10 protein-coding genes and 1 pseudogene (2 of these 11 cut by a window edge) are annotated in these 20,000 nt (G+C 42.1%); 2 read left to right on the top strand and 9 right to left on the bottom strand.

Annotated elements, in window-relative coordinates:
* Positions 1-2,537, bottom strand: the 5' portion of a protein-coding gene (locus LEP1GSC062_RS04910; protein ID WP_039941164.1) for a PAS domain-containing sensor histidine kinase. The gene continues 166 nt to the left of window position 1, outside the view; 2,537 of the gene's 2,703 nt are visible here — the first part of the coding sequence; it begins with the start codon at positions 2,535-2,537; its stop codon lies off the left edge, out of view.
* 67 nt (positions 2,538-2,604) lie between these two features.
* Positions 2,605-4,893, bottom strand: a complete 2,289-nt coding sequence (locus LEP1GSC062_RS04905; RefSeq protein ID WP_010578444.1) for a patatin-like phospholipase family protein — start codon at positions 4,891-4,893, stop codon at positions 2,605-2,607.
* 371 nt (positions 4,894-5,264) lie between these two features.
* On the opposite strand from LEP1GSC062_RS04905, the gene LEP1GSC062_RS04900 reads away from it, so the two are divergent.
* Positions 5,265-5,762: a GNAT family N-acetyltransferase gene (locus tag LEP1GSC062_RS04900; protein ID WP_010578445.1), complete on the top strand. Its 498-nt coding sequence runs from the start codon at positions 5,265-5,267 to the stop codon at positions 5,760-5,762.
* 93 nt (positions 5,763-5,855) lie between these two features.
* Here LEP1GSC062_RS04900 and omp85 read toward each other — a convergent pair whose 3' ends face one another.
* Positions 5,856-7,310: an Omp85 family outer membrane protein gene (omp85, locus tag LEP1GSC062_RS04895; protein ID WP_039941202.1), complete on the bottom strand. Its 1,455-nt coding sequence runs from the start codon at positions 7,308-7,310 to the stop codon at positions 5,856-5,858.
* Between the two features lie 483 nt (positions 7,311-7,793).
* On the opposite strand from omp85, the gene LEP1GSC062_RS04890 reads away from it, so the two are divergent.
* Entirely contained in the window at positions 7,794-11,549 is a 3,756-nt protein-coding gene (locus LEP1GSC062_RS04890) for an Ig-like domain-containing protein (RefSeq protein WP_039941200.1), read from the top strand.
* Positions 11,550-12,296: 747 nt separating this feature from the next.
* On the opposite strand, the gene LEP1GSC062_RS04880 is transcribed toward LEP1GSC062_RS04890, so the two are convergent.
* The 6 genes and pseudogenes from LEP1GSC062_RS04880 to mnmA form a co-directional block, all read right to left on the bottom strand.
* Positions 12,297-13,304 carry an adhesin OmpL37 family surface protein gene (locus LEP1GSC062_RS04880; protein WP_010578448.1) on the bottom strand — a complete coding sequence of 336 codons (1,008 nt, stop codon included), beginning with the start codon at positions 13,302-13,304 and terminating at the stop codon, positions 12,297-12,299.
* Positions 13,305-13,732: 428 nt separating this feature from the next.
* Positions 13,733-15,160 carry a Na+/H+ antiporter NhaC gene (gene nhaC / locus LEP1GSC062_RS04875; RefSeq protein ID WP_020983556.1) on the bottom strand — a complete coding sequence of 476 codons (1,428 nt, stop codon included), beginning with the start codon at positions 15,158-15,160 and terminating at the stop codon, positions 13,733-13,735.
* Positions 15,157-16,317, bottom strand: coding sequence for an RluA family pseudouridine synthase (locus LEP1GSC062_RS04870; protein ID WP_039941162.1), 1,161 nt, complete (start codon positions 16,315-16,317; stop codon positions 15,157-15,159). The genes nhaC and LEP1GSC062_RS04870 overlap by 4 nt, the downstream gene beginning before the upstream one ends.
* Positions 16,318-16,325: 8 nt before the next feature.
* A pseudogene (locus tag LEP1GSC062_RS04865) lies at positions 16,326-17,416 on the bottom strand (PilZ domain-containing protein).
* Positions 17,417-17,531: 115 nt separating this feature from the next.
* Positions 17,532-19,814 (bottom strand): alpha-hydroxy-acid oxidizing protein, encoded by a 2,283-nt coding sequence (locus tag LEP1GSC062_RS04860; protein ID WP_039941198.1) that lies wholly within the window; start codon positions 19,812-19,814, stop codon positions 17,532-17,534.
* Positions 19,815-19,836: 22 nt separating this feature from the next.
* On the bottom strand, positions 19,837-20,000 hold the 3' end of the coding sequence (gene mnmA, locus LEP1GSC062_RS04855; protein WP_010578451.1) for a tRNA 2-thiouridine(34) synthase MnmA. The gene runs 964 nt beyond the window's last position; the window shows 164 of its 1,128 coding nt (coding positions 965-1,128); its start codon lies beyond the right edge, outside the window; its stop codon occupies positions 19,837-19,839.

Raw genomic sequence — 20,000 nt, 5'->3', positions numbered from 1 at the left:
CGGCTGTGTAGCCGTTGAAAGAGCGTAAATATCTTACCGTCGTGCTTTTTGTCAAAACCGATTCCATTGTCCGCAAAGGTAATTTGAATCCAATTTGGTTCGGTAGGGTGTGGAATACATCGAATGTTCACTTCGGGGCTTTCGCTCCGATTGAATTTAATTCCGTTTTTGATCAGATTCTGGAATACCGTTCCCATCTGAAACGGATCACACCAAGCAAAACCGATTTCGGAATCGATCACTTTCGCATTTTTTTCTTTGATATAAATTTCCAAATCGCCGATTGAATCTTTTAAAATCTTTCTTAAATCGACGAGCTGAAAGGGTTTCGCCCTACTCTTAATCCGGGAATAAGACAAAAGACCTTCGATCAAATTGGATAATCGATGCGCGGAAAAAAACATTCTTTGCAAATAGTCCACTGATTCCGAATCCAAATTTGAATTTTTTTTCAAAAGACGATCTCCGAACGCCTTAATCTTTCGCAAAGGTTCCTGGAGATCGTGAGAAGCTATAAAAGCGAAATCTTCCAGATCCGCATTCGAACGCTGCAGTTCTTTCGTCATGTTCTCAAGTTTGAGCTGGGTATTTTGAATTTCGGTGATATCCTTACCCGTAGTATAAACAAGTCTGTGTTCCGGAGAAACGATCGTCTTCCAAAGAATCGTCCTCGTCCGTCCGTGTTTGGTTACGTATCGAAGCGCAACCGAAAGATTTTTTCTATATTCTCGAACATTCACGAGGGTGTTCAACATCTTATCCCGATCGTCCGGATGGATAATGTCAACGAGATCGATTCCGCTCAATTCCTCCCGAGTATAACCCAAAACTTCCTCCCAAGCTTGGTTGCGTTCTATGATATGTCCGTCTAGCGTAGAAATCTGGAACATGTCCCCGGACAACTTAAAAAAATGATCCTTCTCTTCTTCCGATTCCTTGTTTTTAAACAAAACTTCGATCTGATCCGAGATCAATTCGAACATTTGAATATAAGAATTTACTGAATCTAACTCTATTTGGGAACAAAACTCCAGAACGTAAGTCTCATGTCCAGTTCGCAAAGGAATTGCAATCCAAGACTGAATTCCGGTTTGAAACACAAAACCTGTCCTTTTAAAATTTTTTTCCTTTTGAACGTCATTCACAAAACGAATCTTATTAGTGGAAAAAACCTCTCCGATCATCCCATCTCCGGGAGAAAAACTAGTTTCAAAACAAGCGATTCTATATCGTAAGAAAATCGCTTCTGTGGAGTACCAAGGCGAATTCTCCTCTAAAACGATCTTACCGTTTTGAAATCTCCAAGTTTGGGCAAAATTCCAAAAGGTTCCCTTACAAATCGTCTCAAAAAGAATCTCGAAAGATTCTTTCACACTCGACGCCTTCGGAATTTTTAAAGCGATTTCTTTGAGAATGTTTTGTTCGGAATCTCTTTTCCTTTTTTCCGTAATATCCTGAAAAAACACGGAGACCCCTTCCTCAAAAGGAAAAACCCTGAACTCCATCACGTTTCCGGTCTCCACGATCCTATATTCGAAAGTAATCGGCTTTTGAGCTCGGACAGCAAGTTCGAATTTGTCCCGAAAGAATCGAACCGAAGATCCCGGATACAGATCCCAGATATTCCTTCCTATCAATTCTTCTTTAGGTTTTCCTAATGTAATAAGAGATTGCCGGTTTGCCGAAATAAATCTCCAGTCCTTGGAAAGCGCAAAATACCGATCCGACATACTTTCGATAACAGATTGTTTCTCCGCACGAATTTGTCTTAAAGCATAAGAGGTTTCTATCGTCTCGGAAACATTCGTCAAAATCGTCAAAACCGCAAAAGAATCTCCGAGAGAAATCCGGTTTGTGGTGATTTTTACATAAAGAAATTTTTTGTCCTTCCTCCAATGTCTCCAAACTCCTCTGGAACGAATTCCAGTTTCCTTGGCGAAATTTTGGATCACGGTTTCCATATCGGTGCGATCCTCTTCGGGACGAATTTCCAAAAGATTCATATCGGCGAATTCTTCCCTGGAAAACCCGTAGAGATAGATCGCGGCATCGTTTACGGCAAGAAAACGTAAAGTGGACGGATCGAATAAAAACGCGGGTTCCGGGAGTTTGTAAAAAATGGATTCCACGGCAGGACTTTCCGGAGAAAGATTCCCACAATCCCCTTCTTGCGCCAAAATTTCAAATGTATAAATACGATACGTCGACTCTGCTTTATTCAAGACCGTTTTCCAAAAAAAGCGTAAAATATATCTTTCGGCAAAAAGTGTATCGAAATATTCCGAATCTTGCATATGTTTTAAAAGAATTTTTTCGGTAAAATCCGCGTAGTTCCGAACCTTTCCATGAAGATGAAATAAAAAGGAAGGAAACGTATCCGGCTCCTGATTGAATCCTTTAAATCCCCAAAAACGAACGCACTCGTTCGATAAGAGAATTTTTCCAGAAGGACGCTCTTCGAGTACGCAGATCTGGTCTTGAAAGGAAGCAAACTCCGAAGAGAATTCTTCCAAGAATTGGATGTCTGAGGGTTGCATGACAATCGCTAAAGAAAAAACAATTCTAATTTCTTCACACAGAGGATTTCAATTAAAAAATGAGAATTTACGAATTTAGTTTTTTCTTAATTTCGTTTTTCCAGATATGGACTTTCTTTCTACCAGCCTCATATCCGATTTCGTATAATTTTTGAAACTGATCCCAGTCGAATGTGGAATACCCGCCTACGGGAAGTTCGATGTAAAGGTCGGAACTATCCCGGGTCCGATTCTGGTTATTCTTGCTGGACAACATCAAGGAACGCATCATAATTTCCGCAAACCCGGTATATTTCGTTTTTAAACTCTTCCGTTTTAAATGATGAAACAATAAATTGAAAAAGGAAGGAGCCTCTCCTAAATACTGAGGCCCGAGTAAATTATGGTACATCCAATCCTTATCGATCTGACCTCCTCCGCCCAAGTCCACTGAGATCAAAATCCCGGCCCCTCTTTCTTTCAAAATGGAACCGGGAAGGTTATCTAGTAAACCTCCGTCCACATACAATTCCCCGTTTTCGGAAAAGGGAGGAAAAATTCCCGGAATGGAAGTGCTGGACCTTACCGCCTTCCACAACAAACCTCTATCAAAAACTTTTCGTTCCGCCTTCGTTAAGTTACAAGCAATCGCGTAAAAAGGAATCGGAAGAGTTTCTATATTTCTATCTTTGAAAAATTCGTGAATCGCGCTCGAATACCGCTTTCCCCTTACAAGAGAAACGAAGGGAAACGTAAAATCTCCGAGAATATTTCGATCCAACCAAAAGTTTCGGATCAAAGGAAGAATATCGGACGAACCGAGTCCCATCGCAAACAATCCCCCCATGATCGCACCCGCGCTCGTACCCGAAATCATATCCACGGGAATATCATTCTCTTCGAAACACTTCAAAAGTCCGAGATGTGCAAATCCTTTCGCACCTCCGCCGGAAAGCGCAACTCCAATACTTTTACCGGTAAGCCTTCGGGATAATCTGCCGAAATCCGCATTTACATCTCTTCGAACAATCGAATGAGAGATAGAAGGAAATTTTTGTAGAATCGATTCTATCTTTTTCCAATCGATAAAGGCAGAATCAATCAAGAACACGAGTTCCTTCTGAATTTCTTCGGGCAACATGGAATTCACTTCCTCGTAATCCAAAACGATCGGTTTGCTCGGATCGATCAAAACGAGAATTCGATCCGACTGACGAAAACAGGTTTCTCTCCAACCCGGATTGTGAATGTCGGTCTTGAATATGAGCTTATCGTAATTTTTTTCGAGATCGTAGAACCAATTCACGAGATCTCCGATTCGATACACGTTCGTTTTTTCCGAATTCTTATTGGGTTCCTTCAAATCGATCATTTTCGTAAAAACATTATAATCTACTAATATAGATTTTCCGAAATTTTTGAGACCATTTTGAAGAGAATGAAAAAAATCCTCCGAACTTCCGGTCAAATTTAGCGGAAAGACGGAAACGGTTCTGACGGAATTCGTTTTTCGATAGGTCTGATTTCTTTCCGTATTCAATCGATGTACGATGGTTCCCGTAATTTGAAAAAGAGCTTCCAGAGAATTTGCAAAACTCATACGAAAATCTTCTCTCGAAATCCGAACGACTTGACTGGTCCTCAAAGCGACTACGGTCGCCGATCTTTTATCCCCGCTCAATAGGGACATTTCACCGATGATATCCCCTTTACCGAGTTCCCCTTGCGCGAGTATTTCCTCGTTCTTAGAGCGAACGGTCCAGGACAAACGACCGGAAACGAGAATGTACATCGAATCGCCAACGTCTCCTTGCTTGAGAAGGATTTTCCCGCCGGGAATCACGAGCCATTCCATTCTGGATTCCAAATTGGAAAGAGTGACCTTGCTCAGATGAAACAAAAGTTCCACCGATGACAAGAAAGACATCAGTTCCTTTTTAGAGGGCCTCAGTTTGGATACGTGAAAAAGATGATTCTCCTTATTTAAATCCTCGACCCACTTTTTCCAACCCGGAAGTTTAGAAACAATTCGAGACAAATCATGCGGAAGTATATAAAGAATTTCAGATATTCCCGAATGTAAAATCTTATCCGGTTGAAACAAAAAATAATCCCCGGTAAATAATTCTCTGAGGATCAAATCCCTTTCCTCCGAATCCAAAAGCGTTTCTTCGATTTTTCCGGAGAGAATCAAACACAAAGAACCGGGAGCCGTCTGCGGAGATGGAATATTCGCATTCCATTGAGTTAGGTTCAGACGTTTTGTTACGATCCCCTCTTCTTTGGAATCTTTCCATCCCGGAAATGCGGAGGATGTTTTTGAACGAAAATACCGCAATTGTTTCAGAAATTTTTTCTTGGAAGGGGGAAAATCCATATTCTAATAGACGTTTTTCCGTAAAATTTTGAGCGGTAAAAGATCTTTTCCATGGCACGATCATCCGTGTTCTATAAACGACGACAATTGAATCCGCTTTTCTAGCAATAAAACTACGCACAGGACCGACCACAATTCAAGCCAAACGATCTTTAAACCAAATAACCTTTCGAATCAAACCTATCTCAAGGAATTATAATGTTCTAAGAAAAATTTTCAAGATAGTACTGACATGGAATGCGAAGGGCAAGAACAAATCATTCCGAAGAACCAGCGCTAAAACGTAAAATATTGGATGCAAATATACGAACTTCGCAAATTCTTAGAAAATTATTCCCTACTCTTAAATCCGAAATCGACCGAATTCAGTAATGCCAAAATCCAAAAAGAACTCAGGAAAATTTCAAATCGCCAATCTACTTCCAGAACACAGAGAAGCGGCAATCGAACTCGTGAATCAATTTTTTCGCCTCGTGAACTCTCTCACATTAGACGGAGTATTCAAGATTCGTCCCCGTGCGGGAACCAAGATGATTGACGTTTATCTAAAACTGAGAGGCACCGGAAAGATACTGCTTCTCGGGGGTTTTTTGGGAGAAGAGCTTGTATCCCTTCTAATTGCCAGAACCGAAGACAAACCTTATCTTGAAGAACAGAAAATACTTTTTATCGACCTGGCCGTCACCAAACGTGGAAAACAAAAAGCGGGATACATGAAACCTCTAGTACTTGCTTGCGAATCCTGGGCAAAAGATCAGTCATTCCAAAGTATCGAACTGAGAGCCATTGCCGAGAACGAAAACGCAGTTTCGTTTTGGAAGGCAATGGGTTATCATCCTTTTTATATTCGTTTTAGAAAATCAATCTAGGGTCTGTCCTACTAATCTCTACATAAGGGACGACGAGCGGATACGTTGGGTAAGTATTTTGTTCGGTTTTTCAAAAGAGAAAAAATGATTCTATCAAAAGGCGTGACTAAAATCCACAAACATCTGAGTATCTTCTTTCGACTTTGCAAAGTCGATCAAAATCACCGTCGCCTGATTCCAAATGATCCGAAGACCGCCTCCCCAAGAATGTTTGTACCCTTGAAAATTGATTCTTTTTTCAGAATCCCAAACACGGCCTAAATCGTAAAACGGAACAAAACTAAAGGTAAAAAGTTCATCAGAGATTTTGAATGTAGCAAACCTCCAGCGAAGCTCCGCACTTCCGAAACCGACCACGGGAGCAACAAAACGATCTTGACGATAACCGCGCATTGTCTGAAGTCCTCCGATACCCGTCATAGAACCATCCAAACTCCACATGTATCTCACTTCGGAAAAAGGAGCTCCGAAAGAGGTATAACCGAGCGCACCTCTTGTAGCAAATACCAATTCTTCAAAAACGTCTGGCAAAATCTTATAAAAGTATTTTGTCTGAAAGAAAATTTTATTATAATTGAAGTCAGAGCCGGTACGCTTCGAAACGTTTGCCATATTCAATTCCACTAATATACCTCTGTCCGGGTCCGGTTCGAAATCACGAGTATCGTAGGCAATACCCACTCTGAAATAAACAATCTCTCCTCCGCTATATCCTCGAATCCTACCGGCTTTATAGTCTTCCGTCAGTTTTGATTCACCGTTTGGAACCGACGTATCCCAGGTACTACCCGCTAAGTACGGATCCTTGGACGGATTCCAAATTCCGTCGGAATGACCGATGATATTCCTGGAAATTTCATTTGCGATTACCCATTTCCAAGCCTTCCAGAAAGTGTAATCGATGCTATTCAAGAAAGTCGTCGAGTTAAACAAATACTGATTGTATCCCTGATCGCTGACCGTAGGAGTAATTTCCGATCCGGTCCGAGAAGGGCGAATGTAAGATTGAGACGCCTCATAAGCATCAAAACTGGCATTGGTTACGTGACCAATTCCCGGAAGATTTCTAGGACGATAAGAAAGAGGTTGAAGAGAAGATTCCCCAATTCCAAAATATTGAGAATTCGGATTGAAATCCAACCCAAGACTGCTCTTCCATCGAAATGCGGTATTTAAAATATAGGGAGAATCGAACTGAATGAAGTGGTTTTTTACCCCTTCGTTGGTTTGAAACAATTGAAACGTAAGTTTGCTTCGATACGCTTCATATTCATAGTACAAATCGTTTTTTTTCCCGTTGAAAAATAAACTCGCACGAATTCCCCCGCCCTGGCCTCTCACAGGATCCGAGCTCAAAAGGGGGAGCGCTGTCACATACCAACCTTCTTTTTTTTCAGCAAGTTCGCCCGGTTCTAATTTTTTTCCCTCATCCAAAGGAATTCGGGCTTCGGGCAAGTTTCTCAATTCTTCTCCAAAAATCGGTAAGAAATTACCAGATACGATCCATAAACCAAACCAAATCCAAAAGCTATAAAAAAGGCGATGCATAATGATTCGAAAATCTCCCTTTTTAGAAAGTTTTTTGTATAGGTTTATTTTCATTCCATAAATGGATTTCTATCATTACCCACACTTTTCTTTACAAAAACGATCTTCAGATTTTCTGTTTCAGTTTTTTAACTCAAAATGTCGTTTTTTTTCATTAAAAAGCAGCTTTATTCCGATAGAGTATCACTCACTCCCAAAAGAAATCAATCTCCCAAGCTCGATTAAAAGAATAAAATTCTACAAAAACTTGAATTTGAGCCCGCTACAATTCAAAAATTAAAATCAAGTTATAATCTAACAAGTATTCAAGTCTGAAGTAGGCTATTCTCATCCCATATTTCAGGCGAAAAATTTAAATTTCTTCAAACCCAATTGAAATTCTCTCAAACTTTGATTTTAGTGAAACGCTTGTGATAGGTGGTCTTTGCCATGAAAATATCCGTTAAAATTCTTTTTTCTCTTTCCATTTTTGTGTTCGGGAGTATGGGCTGTGTACAAGGAAATGGAAATTCGGGTATTCCGTTTCTTGCATATTTGGATTTCGGTAATAAACTGAACTCAAACTCATTTAATGTTTTTCAAATCTCTCCCGGACCGAATGTCACTGGTGTTTCATTGAATACCTCCATTCAAATTGGTTTTAATCAAAAATTGGATTCTTCCAGTATTCAATCTCAATCGGTTCAACTCACTCAAGGGAACTCAGTTATCACTGGAAGTTTAACTTCTACGGAAAAAACTCTTCTATTCAATCCGACTTCCGCCTTGGCAGCCTCTAAAGTTTATACAGTTCGAGTTTCAAAAGCTATAAAATCCGAGGAAGGTTCCTCTCTTTCGGAAGACTATGTTTGGAATTTTACAACCGGTGCTGTCGTAGATGCGATTGCACCCGATTTATCCTTGAGAACTCCGGCTACCAACTCAACTTTAGTTCCCAATAATACATCCGTTCAAGTGGCGCTTACGGAAACGATGGATTGCACTTCCGTCAATGGGGGAACTCTAACCTTAAAAAACACTGTAACCACTTTTTACGAAGGGGGAAATGTTACTTGTGTGGGCTCCGTTATAACTTTTACTCCAACCTTACCCTTGGCATTCAATACGACTTATCGAGTAGATCTATTTTCTACTGCAAAAGATCTTGCAAACAATACTCTTGCTAATAGCTATAATTGGAATTTCACAACCGGATCAGGACCCGATCTTATTTCTCCGACCGTTTCTTTTATAAGTCCTGCTCCAAATTCGCTAGACGTCCCGATCAACAGTGCAGTGAGTGTCGCCTTCAGCGAACCGATCGATTGTAACACCGTTAACGGTAATATCGTTCTGGATGATCCTTCACCCGGAACGATCAACGTGGGCGTAAACTGTACAGGCACAACAGCGACTCTTACTCCTTTGGCCAATTTGGCAACGAACACAGTTTATACTGTTATCTTTTCCAGCGCAGTTAAGGATTTGCAAAATAACGGTATCGATCCGGTTCCGGCTCCCTCTACGTTTACAACCGTAGCAGCTCCGATTCTAGATTTTACGGCTCCCACGGTTACATCTAAAGTTCCTGCCGCATCCGAAACGGGGGTAGGACTCAACACAAATCTTATGGTAATCTTTAGCGAGCCTATGAACTGTGGCTCCGTAAATACCTTTTCTTTTAAATTGAAGGAAACGGTAAGTGGCACGTATTTGACCGGGAGTGTACAATGTTTGGGAGCTTCCGCCACTTGGAAGCCGGATAATCCCCTCACTGCAAATACCCAATACACTGTAGAGATCACTGCAGGTGCTTTGGATCCATCGAATAATGCACTCAATCCTCCCGTAGGTCCCATGAATCTCTGGAACTTTACTACGGGGTCAGGTCCTGATATAACTCGCCCCAACGTCCTTCTTGTAACACCCGGTAATGGGGCATTGGAAGTGCCTGTCAATAACGGGGGAAGCATTACTTTTAGCGAGGCAATGGATTGTGCGACCATTACTGGAGGCGGAGGCGGTATCGTCTTGGCTGATAATCCAGCCTTTGGATCTCCTATCGCTATCAATATAAATTGCAATGGAAATACGGCCACTTTTGATCCACCAGTGCCACAGTTACAATTCAGTAGAACATACTATGCAAAAGTCAAAAATACGGTAACGGATACGTTCGCTAATTCCATGAATGCAGACTTTTCTTGGAGTTTTACCACAGGAATAGCTGCCGATGTTATCGCCCCTCAAATTTCTCTTTCTTCTCCGTCAGCAGGCGCAACTGGTATTCCAACCAACGCAGCGATTACCGTAGCGCTTAACGAAACAGTCAATTGTTCTACTTTGAACTTGACGGTTGATAACGGAGGAACCTTAGTCGCTGGAACAACTAGTTGTTCCGGAAGTTCCGCAACCTTTACTCCGAATGCTCCGGGCCTCGGTGCGGGCACCGCTTATACCGTTACAATAGCGGCGGGACTGAAAGATATCGCAGGCAATACAATGGCGGGATCCAACTGGAACTTTACGACAGGGCTCGCAGCGGATATAACGCCACCGACCGTCGCAATTCAAAACTTAAGAGACAATAGCATTGTAGAATCCGGATTTGTGATCGGAACTGCAGCCGATGCGCGTGGTATTGCGAAAATCGAAATTAAGATCGACGCTGCGCCTTTTACAGACGCAGGCGTATCCGGAACTACTTCTTGGAAATATCCACTTCCTACTGGCCTAAATACTTGGAAGCGAAACTCTCAACACACGATTCAAGTAAGAGCTACGGATACTTCCAACAATGTTACAACCTCGACATTAATTACTGTCCGAAAAGGGACAAACAAAGATATCAACGGAGACGGATACGTAGACCTGGTAACCTCGGAATACGGCCAAGGGATTGTTTACCTATTCTACTCTTCTGGGACGACAGGAATTACCATTACCGATGCCACAGCAGCTAGTTATACCATCACAGGGCTCAAGACAGATTTTTTCGGAAAAGCCATAGCTTCTGGAGATTTCAATGGGGACGGATTTGCAGACGTAGCGGTAGGCGCGCCTAAGACAGGAACTGGCAAAGTTTATATTTTTCATTCGGCTGGAACCCAAGGAATCAACAAATCTTACTATGGGTTTGCCCATACCATTCTTGCAGGAAGCATAAACAATGAAGATTTCGGCGCTTCCTTAGCAACCGGAGACTTCAGTGGGGATAATTATACAGATATCGTCGTGGGAGCGCCTAGTACTACGGGTGGTGGCAAAGGTAGAATTTATGTATTTCATTCCCAAGGAGGACTAGGAGGAGTCGCAACCGCAACCGCAGCGACAACGGGAACCAATTGTAATGCGAGTGCTTGTAATTACTTTAAAGAGGGAGCAAACAACGGTGATAAGTTTGGTTTCTCTCTTGCTGCGGGAAACATCAATGGAGAAAATTATGAAGATATCGCAGTCGGAGCCCCTGGTAACAGCAGCACCATAGCAGCTGGTAACGGACAAGTTTATGTTTATTACGGTAACGGAACAGCAACAGGTTTAACCGGACCGAGCACGATAGAGAATCGTGGTAATAGTTACGCAAATGGTGCATATGCTCAACTTGGGTACTCAGTTGCAGTCGGCGATTTCAACGACGATACTTACGATGATTTAGCCGCAGGAGCTCCTGAATATAATCCCATCTACGTTACTGCCGCCGACGCCAATAAACAGAAAGGCAGAATTTGCATTTATGCTTCTTCTGCTACTACGACAGGAATTAATAACTTCACATCTATGGCAGGTAGTACACGTTATATTACGGGTGACAACAATCAGGATCAAATCGGCAAAGCTATCACTGTGCGAGACTTGAATCTAGACAAAAGAGTAGATCTAATTACTTCAGCTCGTACCGTTACTAACGACAATGTTGCCATTTTTATAACACCCGCCACTTTAAGTGGTACCTCACTATTATCTAATAGAAACTATGAGATGGTGGATATGGGTGGACTTGTGGGTATAGTGAATGGTCCTGGCAAGCCCCTTTCTACCGGTGATGTCAACGGAGATGGTATTCCTGATCTTATCATTGGTCAAGTGTTCTCTGCGACAGCAAATCATCAGATCAACATCTTTCATATCACAGATACAACAACGGGTCAACCGGCGAGTATAACCACCCCCACCACTACTATCCTGAGTAGTCCCCTAACAAATGGAGTAGGGGGACCTGGTGCTAACAGTAACGAATTTGGAGCTGCTCTCTATTGAGAGATAGGATTGGTTTCACTCCGGGAAACTTTTCCCGGAGTGAAATTTGATCGAAGTGGAAACAAACTTTTAATATAAAAACTAAATTTTGGTTCAGATTTTTTTCTAAAACCTAAGCAAGTAGTCGCTTGCAACTTTAATAATTTCTAAAAATACAAACGAACCCTCCCGTAAAAACGAGAGCATAAAAATCCCAATCGTTTTTTCGACTGATTCAATTCTTCTTTTGTCAATCGAAAATGCTAAGCACCAATGAACTCTACTTTTCGCTATCGTAAAGTAACCACCTAATCAACCCCATCTCTATCGCTACCGTAAAAATCTGTTAAACTGTCTTTGATGAAAAAAACGAATATAGACTGGCCAAAAGAGTTTGAAAACTATTCAAAGAGCGAGCTTGCTCAGCCTTAGTATTGCAAAGAAAAAGGATCAAAAAAACGACGTTCCGCTATCATTGAGTGCTTACAAACGTTTTACGAAGTATTTGGTTTGTGGTCTAATCTGTTTCGAAATAATTCGCCTTGATTCTGGTTTTTTGAACTCTCTTCTGGATTCATTTTCACCGGCTTTTTATCGTTTTATCATTCTTTCCAGTGATTTTGTTTTTCAAACTTTTTCTTTGGAAAGCGTTTTACACACGTTATTCGCCATTTTAGAGTTTTTCAGGGACGACTAAATATTTATCCTTGGATAGAATTTTATTTAACGTTATACACTATTTGAGCACTTTTTCAGGGAAACGACTACTTAATTCTGGTTTTTTGCCGGAACCGGAGGCAGAGTTTCTTTTTGAATCATGTTGTCGGCTCGTATTTCTTCGTTGCTCACGTCCATCAGGGAGATCCTTCCCGAAGTGATGATGGAATAGTTATCGTCGTGAACTTCGAGAATGTCGATCGGCTTTTCCTTGGCTTCTCCAGGAGGAACGATTTTTCTCTGAAGCAAGTCGTTGTCTATGTAGTTAATCAAAGTATTTCTGATCTTTTCGTAATCGGAGATATTCTCTTTTTCAACCGCAGCTCTGATATCGTCCAGATTCACAAACTGATATTCAGGTTTGTCTTCCGTAGGAGTTTTGGACGCAATCATTGCAAGGAGCGCGAACTTTCTCGCCCTTCTCGCGATTTTGATCCCTTCTCCGTGCAAAAGCAGTTTATATCGAAATTGATAAGGAGAAGAATTGTATGCGATCGTAAAATGATCTTCAGAATTCTTCAGATCTCGAAAGCCGAGACGCAATAAATGTTGTGCGATCTTATCGTTACTCCTTACGATCAAAGGAGAGGCATATTCCAAAAGCACTCTGGAATTTTGTAGATACTGTTCATGAGTTGACTGATAAAGATCCTTCATCTCTCCTTGAGCCGCTCTGAGATTTTTAAAGGAAAGACTGTAATTGCTCTGAAAATAAAGCATGTTTCCGTTAAAATCGGATTGATTTGCTTTTTTCAAACTTACGTAAGAAGGAAGTGCCCCCAACTTCTTATAAAGTTCTTCCTTTCCGGGAACATCGGGCGTAACTGCGACACCTGCTTCCGCCTTAGTATTGTTAGGCGGATTTTTATTCGAAGTCCCCGCGGTACCTTCGTCCAAAATAGGAGCAAGATTGCTCACACATATATTGATGAATTTAAGATTGGTCTTATTCTCCCCAATCAGAATCCCGAGGTTAATCTGATCCGGTGATACGGCCCAAAGCAGTTGTCCGGAAACGAGGATAATTGCGATCAGTATTGTTTGAATTCTGGAAACCATGGTGTTCTCTATTTTCCAATATCGGCCTTCCGCCTTTTTTTCGAGGAAAAATTCGTAAAAAACGATCCCCTTTCGGGCGGAATTTCCTTCGGCCTATCCGTTTTCATCTACTTTATGTGGATTCGACGTAAGAAAGTTTGGGCGAATAAGAAACTAAACTGCTACGACTCCCGATGGGTGTCGTAGCAGTTCGCGAATTTCATAGCGGACTGGCTCGCGGGCCCTGTCGAACGACTCAGGAAACTCAGCGAATGCCTCTTTTGTGAATCGGCATTCAGGGAGTGAGACACTGAGTTAACGCTTTCGTAAAAAGCGTTTCCATTGAGTTATTTTCGTTCCAATTCCTTCGGAATGAACTCAATGTTTCTCCCTAAACCCGGCGAAACATTGAATCGCTTTCGCATTTGTTACGCCGAACTCACGTGGTGTTAGGACTTTACATAAAATTTCTTTCTCCGGATCGTCCATCCGGTCCAAGCGCAAATCAGAGAGATAAAAGGACTGCTTAGATTCAAAACCGCGTAAGGAAGAAATACGACTACCGGAACTCCGAGTGCGGCAGCCATAAAAGAACCGCAAGTGTTCCAAGGTACCAAAGCGGAAGTCATCGTACCGGAATCTTCCAATGCTCTCGAAAGATTTTTAGAATCAAGACCTCGTTCCTCGTAAGACTTCTTAAACATTTTACCTGGAACCAAAATCGAAAGATATTGGTCCGAAGATAGTAAATTCGCGGAGATACTCGTAAGTATCGTCCCTACCAAAAGAGATCGATCCGTATTCGCATATTTTAATATTCCTTTAGTGATTTCCTGAATCAATCCGGCTCCTTCCATCGCACCCGCAAAAAACATCGCAGAAAAAATCAACCAAACCGTGGGAAGCATGGAAGCCATCCCCCCTCTCGTAAGTAACGCATCCGTAAGAAGATTTCCGGTATTCGCCATGTTCCCTTTGGAAGCCGCGTTTAAAACCTGTCTGTAAACTTCCTGGAAATCCAAGTCGGAATGTTGCAGAAAAATTCCGGACAAAACCCCCGATAGAATTCCCGCGAGAATGGAAGGAATTGCAGGAACTTTAAAATAAATTAATACGAATGTCAAAATAGGAGGAAACAACAAAACTGGATGAATTCGAAACGATCTTTCCAGTAGATGAATTACCTCGTTTACTTTCTGATCTCCACCTTCCGATCCGGCATAATCAAAGCCCATCCAAGTGAAAAATACGATCGCAATACAAAAAGCGGGCAAAGTAGTATATAACATATGCTGAATATGAGTAAAAAGTGGTGTTCCGGCTATCGAAGACGCAAGGTTGGTAGTTTCCGAAAACGGAGAAAGTTTATCACCGAAGTAAGCACCGGATACGATCGCACCCGCCGCAATTCCGGGGGAAACATCTAACGTGGTACCGATTCCCATGAGAGCGACTCCCACAGTTCCAACGGTGGACCAGGAACTTCCAGTAATCAAGGAAACGACGGAAGATAAAAGACAGGCGGTTATTAAAAAGAAGGAAGGTTTGAGAAGTTTCAATCCCCATACGATCATGGACGGAACGATTCCAGACCAGACCCAGACTCCTATCAAGGAACCGATCAATAAAAGAATGAGTACTGGTTTTAAAACATTCTTCAAAGATTCTAGGATTCGTTCTTCTAAAAATTCCCATTTCACTCCGAGGCGAATTCCAAGTAAACTGGCGACCGTTCCCGAAAGGATCAAAAGCATCTGTGCAGGTCCGTCTACAGTTCCGTTACCAAATACAACTCCCGCGTAACCGAGCCCCATCACGAGAACAATTACCGGAATGAAAGACTCAAATAATCCGGGTTCCGACTCCGTCGTTTTCACCAAAAATCCTTTGGAACGGAGGCTACGATCTTCATTTTCCGATTTGTGATCGGATGATTGAAACGAACCGCGTATGCGTGTAATGCCTGTCTTTCCATTCCCAATCTTTCCGTAAGATCCGGATTTTTTCCTTCGATGAATTCGAGAAAAACTTCCTCGTCCTTTCCGTAAAGTTTATCTCCCCAAACAGGAAAGCCCAAACCGTAAAGTACGGCCCGAATCTGATGCATACGTCCCGTAATCGGTTCGCATAAAACGAAAGAATAAATTTCCGACTCGCGCTTCGGATGGATTGGTCGAATTTTCGATTCCTCGGTTTTTTCGTTTTGAGTTTGCAACCTTTCAAAATTCAATTTTTTCTTCCGAGATTGAACTTTCAATTCTCCAACATCAGATTCAATTTCTTGAAACTGCGTCTTAATAAAATCAGATTCAATTTTTTGAAAGGTTGTAAGACAAATTTCCTCCTCCCGGGGTGAGGAGGGATTTTCTAAGAGGTATTTTTTATTTCGTTTTAAAAAATTAGATTTTAAAAGGACAAATTTCCTTTTTTTCCGTATTTTAGAGGAAAAATCGGATTTTAAAACGCCATACGCGATTTTCCTTCTCGGAAAATCGCCATATACTTTCGTAATATAGTATTTTTGAATTTTTCCCGAACTAAAAAATCCGGATAAAAGAGAAGCTGTCTTGGAATCCTTCGCAAATAAAACCACACCCGAAGTTTCCCTATCCAACCGATGAACCGTAAATAAATTTTCGAACTTTCCGGACTCCTTAAGAAGTGTAAGCAAATTTCCTTTTCGATATTTTCCAGCGGGATGAACCGGCAGATCTCCCGGTTTATTCACCGCCACAAAAAACTCGTCTTCATAAAGTATCTTGTAATCCCTCCGAACGGGCGGCTCTTTTCTTCCAATCGGTTGATAAACGACGGTATTTCCTTCTCTGAGAAGAATTCCTGATTTTACTTTTTTACCGGAAACCGAAATTCTCCCTTCGTTGATTTCCTTTTGCCAAACAGTTCTCGAATGATACGTGAACTTTTTGGAAAGGAAATGATCGAGCCTGACTCCCGCTTCTTCTTTGGAAATAAAGATTTGAAATTGCTCCAATAAAGTTTCCGGTTCCTTAGATGAAACAGGACGATTGATCAAAACGACACTCAGCTTTGGTTTTCCTTGGAATTATCTTTAGAATCGATATAGGTTTGAATCATATGTTCTTCTCTTTCGTTCAAGTTAAAAAATTCGCAACCGATTCGGAACATTTTATCCGTGTTGGTGATATTTCGGATCACGGCACGAAACGTTCCCTTACTTTCAGGGGAAAAACTGATATCAAACAGGATCGTTTCCCCCACTGCGAAACTTCTGGAAAAAAAATGGATTGATGATGAAAAAAACCGACCCCTTGCATGGAGATATTGTCTACATTACATTTTTCTTTGGATTCCTGGAAAAAACCAGAAGCGATGATTTCTTTGGAAATCGCGTTTGCCGTAATATTAGCGGAATTGAAATCGTTTGCGTTCAGTTCTTTTTCGGAAAGAATCTGAACGTAACCGAGAGGAGTATATCCTTTGTAACGAATCATAATAGAAATTTCGGAAATGATTCCGGATTCTAAAGTGTTCACGGCGATCAGTTTTTGATATTCCGAAAACGGAAGAAATTGGAATCCACCGCTTCCATCCGATTTAGCATAACGATCCAAAATATAAATCGGCTGATCGAAATTATACATCAGCCTCAATCTGTTATCCATTTTATCCGAAAAAAAGATATTGGAAAGAGGATAAGTTTCTTTTAAGAGTTTCGCGTGTTTTTTGACGATCTCGTCTATCTTTTTATCGGCAAATCCGATCGCCTTTCTGACTTTGTATTGGTTGATGATATTCGTAAGTGTGATTTGAAATCCAGAGGAAGCATCTACGTGAATCCTTTTCTCAGTTCTCTGTGCAATCGTGACTTGGATCGCACTCGTAAACAGAAGCTCGACTCCGTTCACCGGATTGTGAAGTTCGACCGTACAAAAGGCCGCAAACCTATGATTATTATGGATCAGAAACAATTTGCGATTTTGTTCGGTCGGAGTTCCGGGAGGAAGTGTTACGACAATTCGAAATGAATCTTTCAAACCCACCACCCTTACCGGAAGAGGGCGATTACCAGAGAAGATAACTACCGGAAGCCGAGTAAAAAGAGATTGCAGAATTTTGTGAATCCCTTCCGGGTCATTGATGAGCTTATCCATACTTTGGGCGAGATCCATGATTTTCAATCCGAACACGATCCGGAATCATAACCCGGCACCGTGATTTGCGGTTCGAATATTAAACCGGAAATTCCAAGTTAGTAAAACGATTTTCTTATTCAGACATGGAATTTTCTTCGTCCATTTTTTTTCGAAAGAGAAGTTCCATTCCGATTTCTTTCAACGTTCCGACTCCGGTAACGTTCATCGATTGCAAAAGATTTTCCGTATATTGGGAAATCAAAAACCGAATCCCGGCAACTCCTCCTCCAATCGCAAAAATTGCCATCGGTCTTCCCACAAGAACAGTATCCGCACCGAGCGCGATCATCTTAAAAACATCCATTCCACTTCGCACTCCTCCATCAACTGTAATCTGAACTTTATCGCCTATCACCTTTCGAATTCCGGGAAGAACTCTGGCGGTTCCCGGCATGTCGTCCAAAACCCTTCCGCCATGATTGGATACAACGATACAATCCGCACCCGCATCAATCGCAAATTGTGCGTCCTGTGGAGTCATAATACCTTTGACGATAAAAGGTAATTTTGTAAGAGAACGAATCTTTCCGAGTCTGGAGACATTCCGAGTGACCGAAGAAATATTTTTCAACGTCATCGTCTTAAAGTTGACCGCGTCCACATCCATACCGATCGCAAGGAGACCCGAATTTTCCGATTCTCTAAATCTTTCTTCCAAAAGTCCTTCGTCTTCTCTCGGTTTACAGATCAGAATCGCATCCGCTTTCGTTTTACGAACCGCTTCGAGCATGATTAAATACTTTTCCGGACTTGCGCCGTCGCCTAACCACGCCAAGGTTCCCGACGTCCGACATCCTTCGAGCAACGTGGCCGCAAAGGTGAATTCGTCCATGGCCCCGTTCATATTTGTAACAGCTCCAGTCATTGGTGCGGCCATCACCGGAGTTTTAATCGTCTTTCCTAGGAAACTAGTTTCAACGACAGCTTGAATATGTTCCCGGATATATTTGGGAAGAATCGAATACTCTCGTAGAGCATTGATATTATCTTGGAACGTAAGCATTCTTCCCAAGCCACCCATACCCGGGACTCCCGAAGCACAATCGGTTCCATCGCAGACCTTACAAACCCAGCAAACCTCTTTTCCAAAACGCAGTCTCGCGTTCTGCTGGATTTCTTTTTCGGACACGGAATAGAGTTCGTCACAGGTAAATCGGATCGTATTTTTTACCTTTTCGAAAGCGGATTCGGCTTGCTCCAACGTATCGGCACTGATGATAACATGTCCCGTTTTTTCGATGTTATTCGTAGGTTCATGAATGATATCTCCGATCTTATTCATGAAGAACAGATCATTGACTCCTTCGATCTTACGAGCCTCTTCGATTCCGTCTATCGCAAGAAGTTTTCCCCTCGGAGCCAAAAGACAACGTTCGATCGAAACTCTTTGCGCCGTAGGAGTAAGATTATCCGGCTCTTCCCCCAATGCGATTAAAATAGCTGCGCGGTTCAGATTGATTCCGGAAGAAAGCGGAAAAGTAAACGCGGACATAAAACCGCCGGACAGTCTCGCGGCAATCTCTCCTACTTTGACTCCGTCGGGAGTAACTTTGATATCTCCCTTTCCGGCACCTAGAGTAATCCCGAGAGCCTTCATACTTCGAAACATTACGTCTTCCACTTCTTTCAAAACGGATGAACTCAAAACGGAAGGCATATTGTGTCCCATCTCGATAAAGAAAGGTTCTCTTTCTATGATTCGATCCGCGATTCCGGTGATCACGAAATTCCCGTTCCAAGTGAGAGCATCCACGGAAACTTCAGGACCGGGCATGTATTCTTCCAGAATCATTTCTCCCGTGGGAGAATATTTTTTCGCGTGTTTGAATGCGGCCTGTAGTTCTTCCCTATTTTCCACCTTGATAACACCGCGCGCGCCCATATTATCTGCCGGTTTCATTACAAGAGGAAATTTCAAAAATTCTAATGCTTCTCTCGTATCGGAAAAACTCCAAACAGGTGCAAAACCGGGAAGAGGAATTCCCGCTTTTTTCAAACGCTCGCGCATCTTCACTTTATTGGAAGCGGCCTCCGCGTCCACATAACGGATTCCGGGAAGATCAAGTGCATTTGCAACCGCAGCCACAGTCATACTCGCATCGGTTCCGGCGGTGATCACTCCATCTATTTTGATCTTGGTCGCGAGCTTTTTGGATTCTCGCACCATTCCCTCGATATCCTTCGTACTCATTACCATGGGGATATCGCAGATTTTCATTCCGGGAGCGTCTCCGTTCATATCGGCGACGACCGTCGTAAGCTTCATCATTCTCGCGGTTTGGATAATTGGAACTTGCAACAGTCCCCCACCTACGATTAATATCGTCTTTCCTGCTATTTTATGGCTCAGAGACAAAAAAGAAAATCCTTGTTTAACTTCAAAAAGCGACCGCTGGTTCCTCTTTGGCAACCTGCATCCTTATACTTCCCTTGCGAATGATTCCGCCTAACAGTAAATAATCGGAATCCAACGGATAAAACACTGCGGACTGTCCCGGAGTCACTCCACGAACTTCTTCCAGAGGATTTACAACAAGATCTT

This window comes from Leptospira alexanderi serovar Manhao 3 str. L 60 (assembly GCF_000243815.2).
Taxonomy (GTDB): domain Bacteria; phylum Spirochaetota; class Leptospiria; order Leptospirales; family Leptospiraceae; genus Leptospira; species Leptospira alexanderi.
This window is presented reverse-complemented; position numbering and strand designations above follow the sequence as displayed.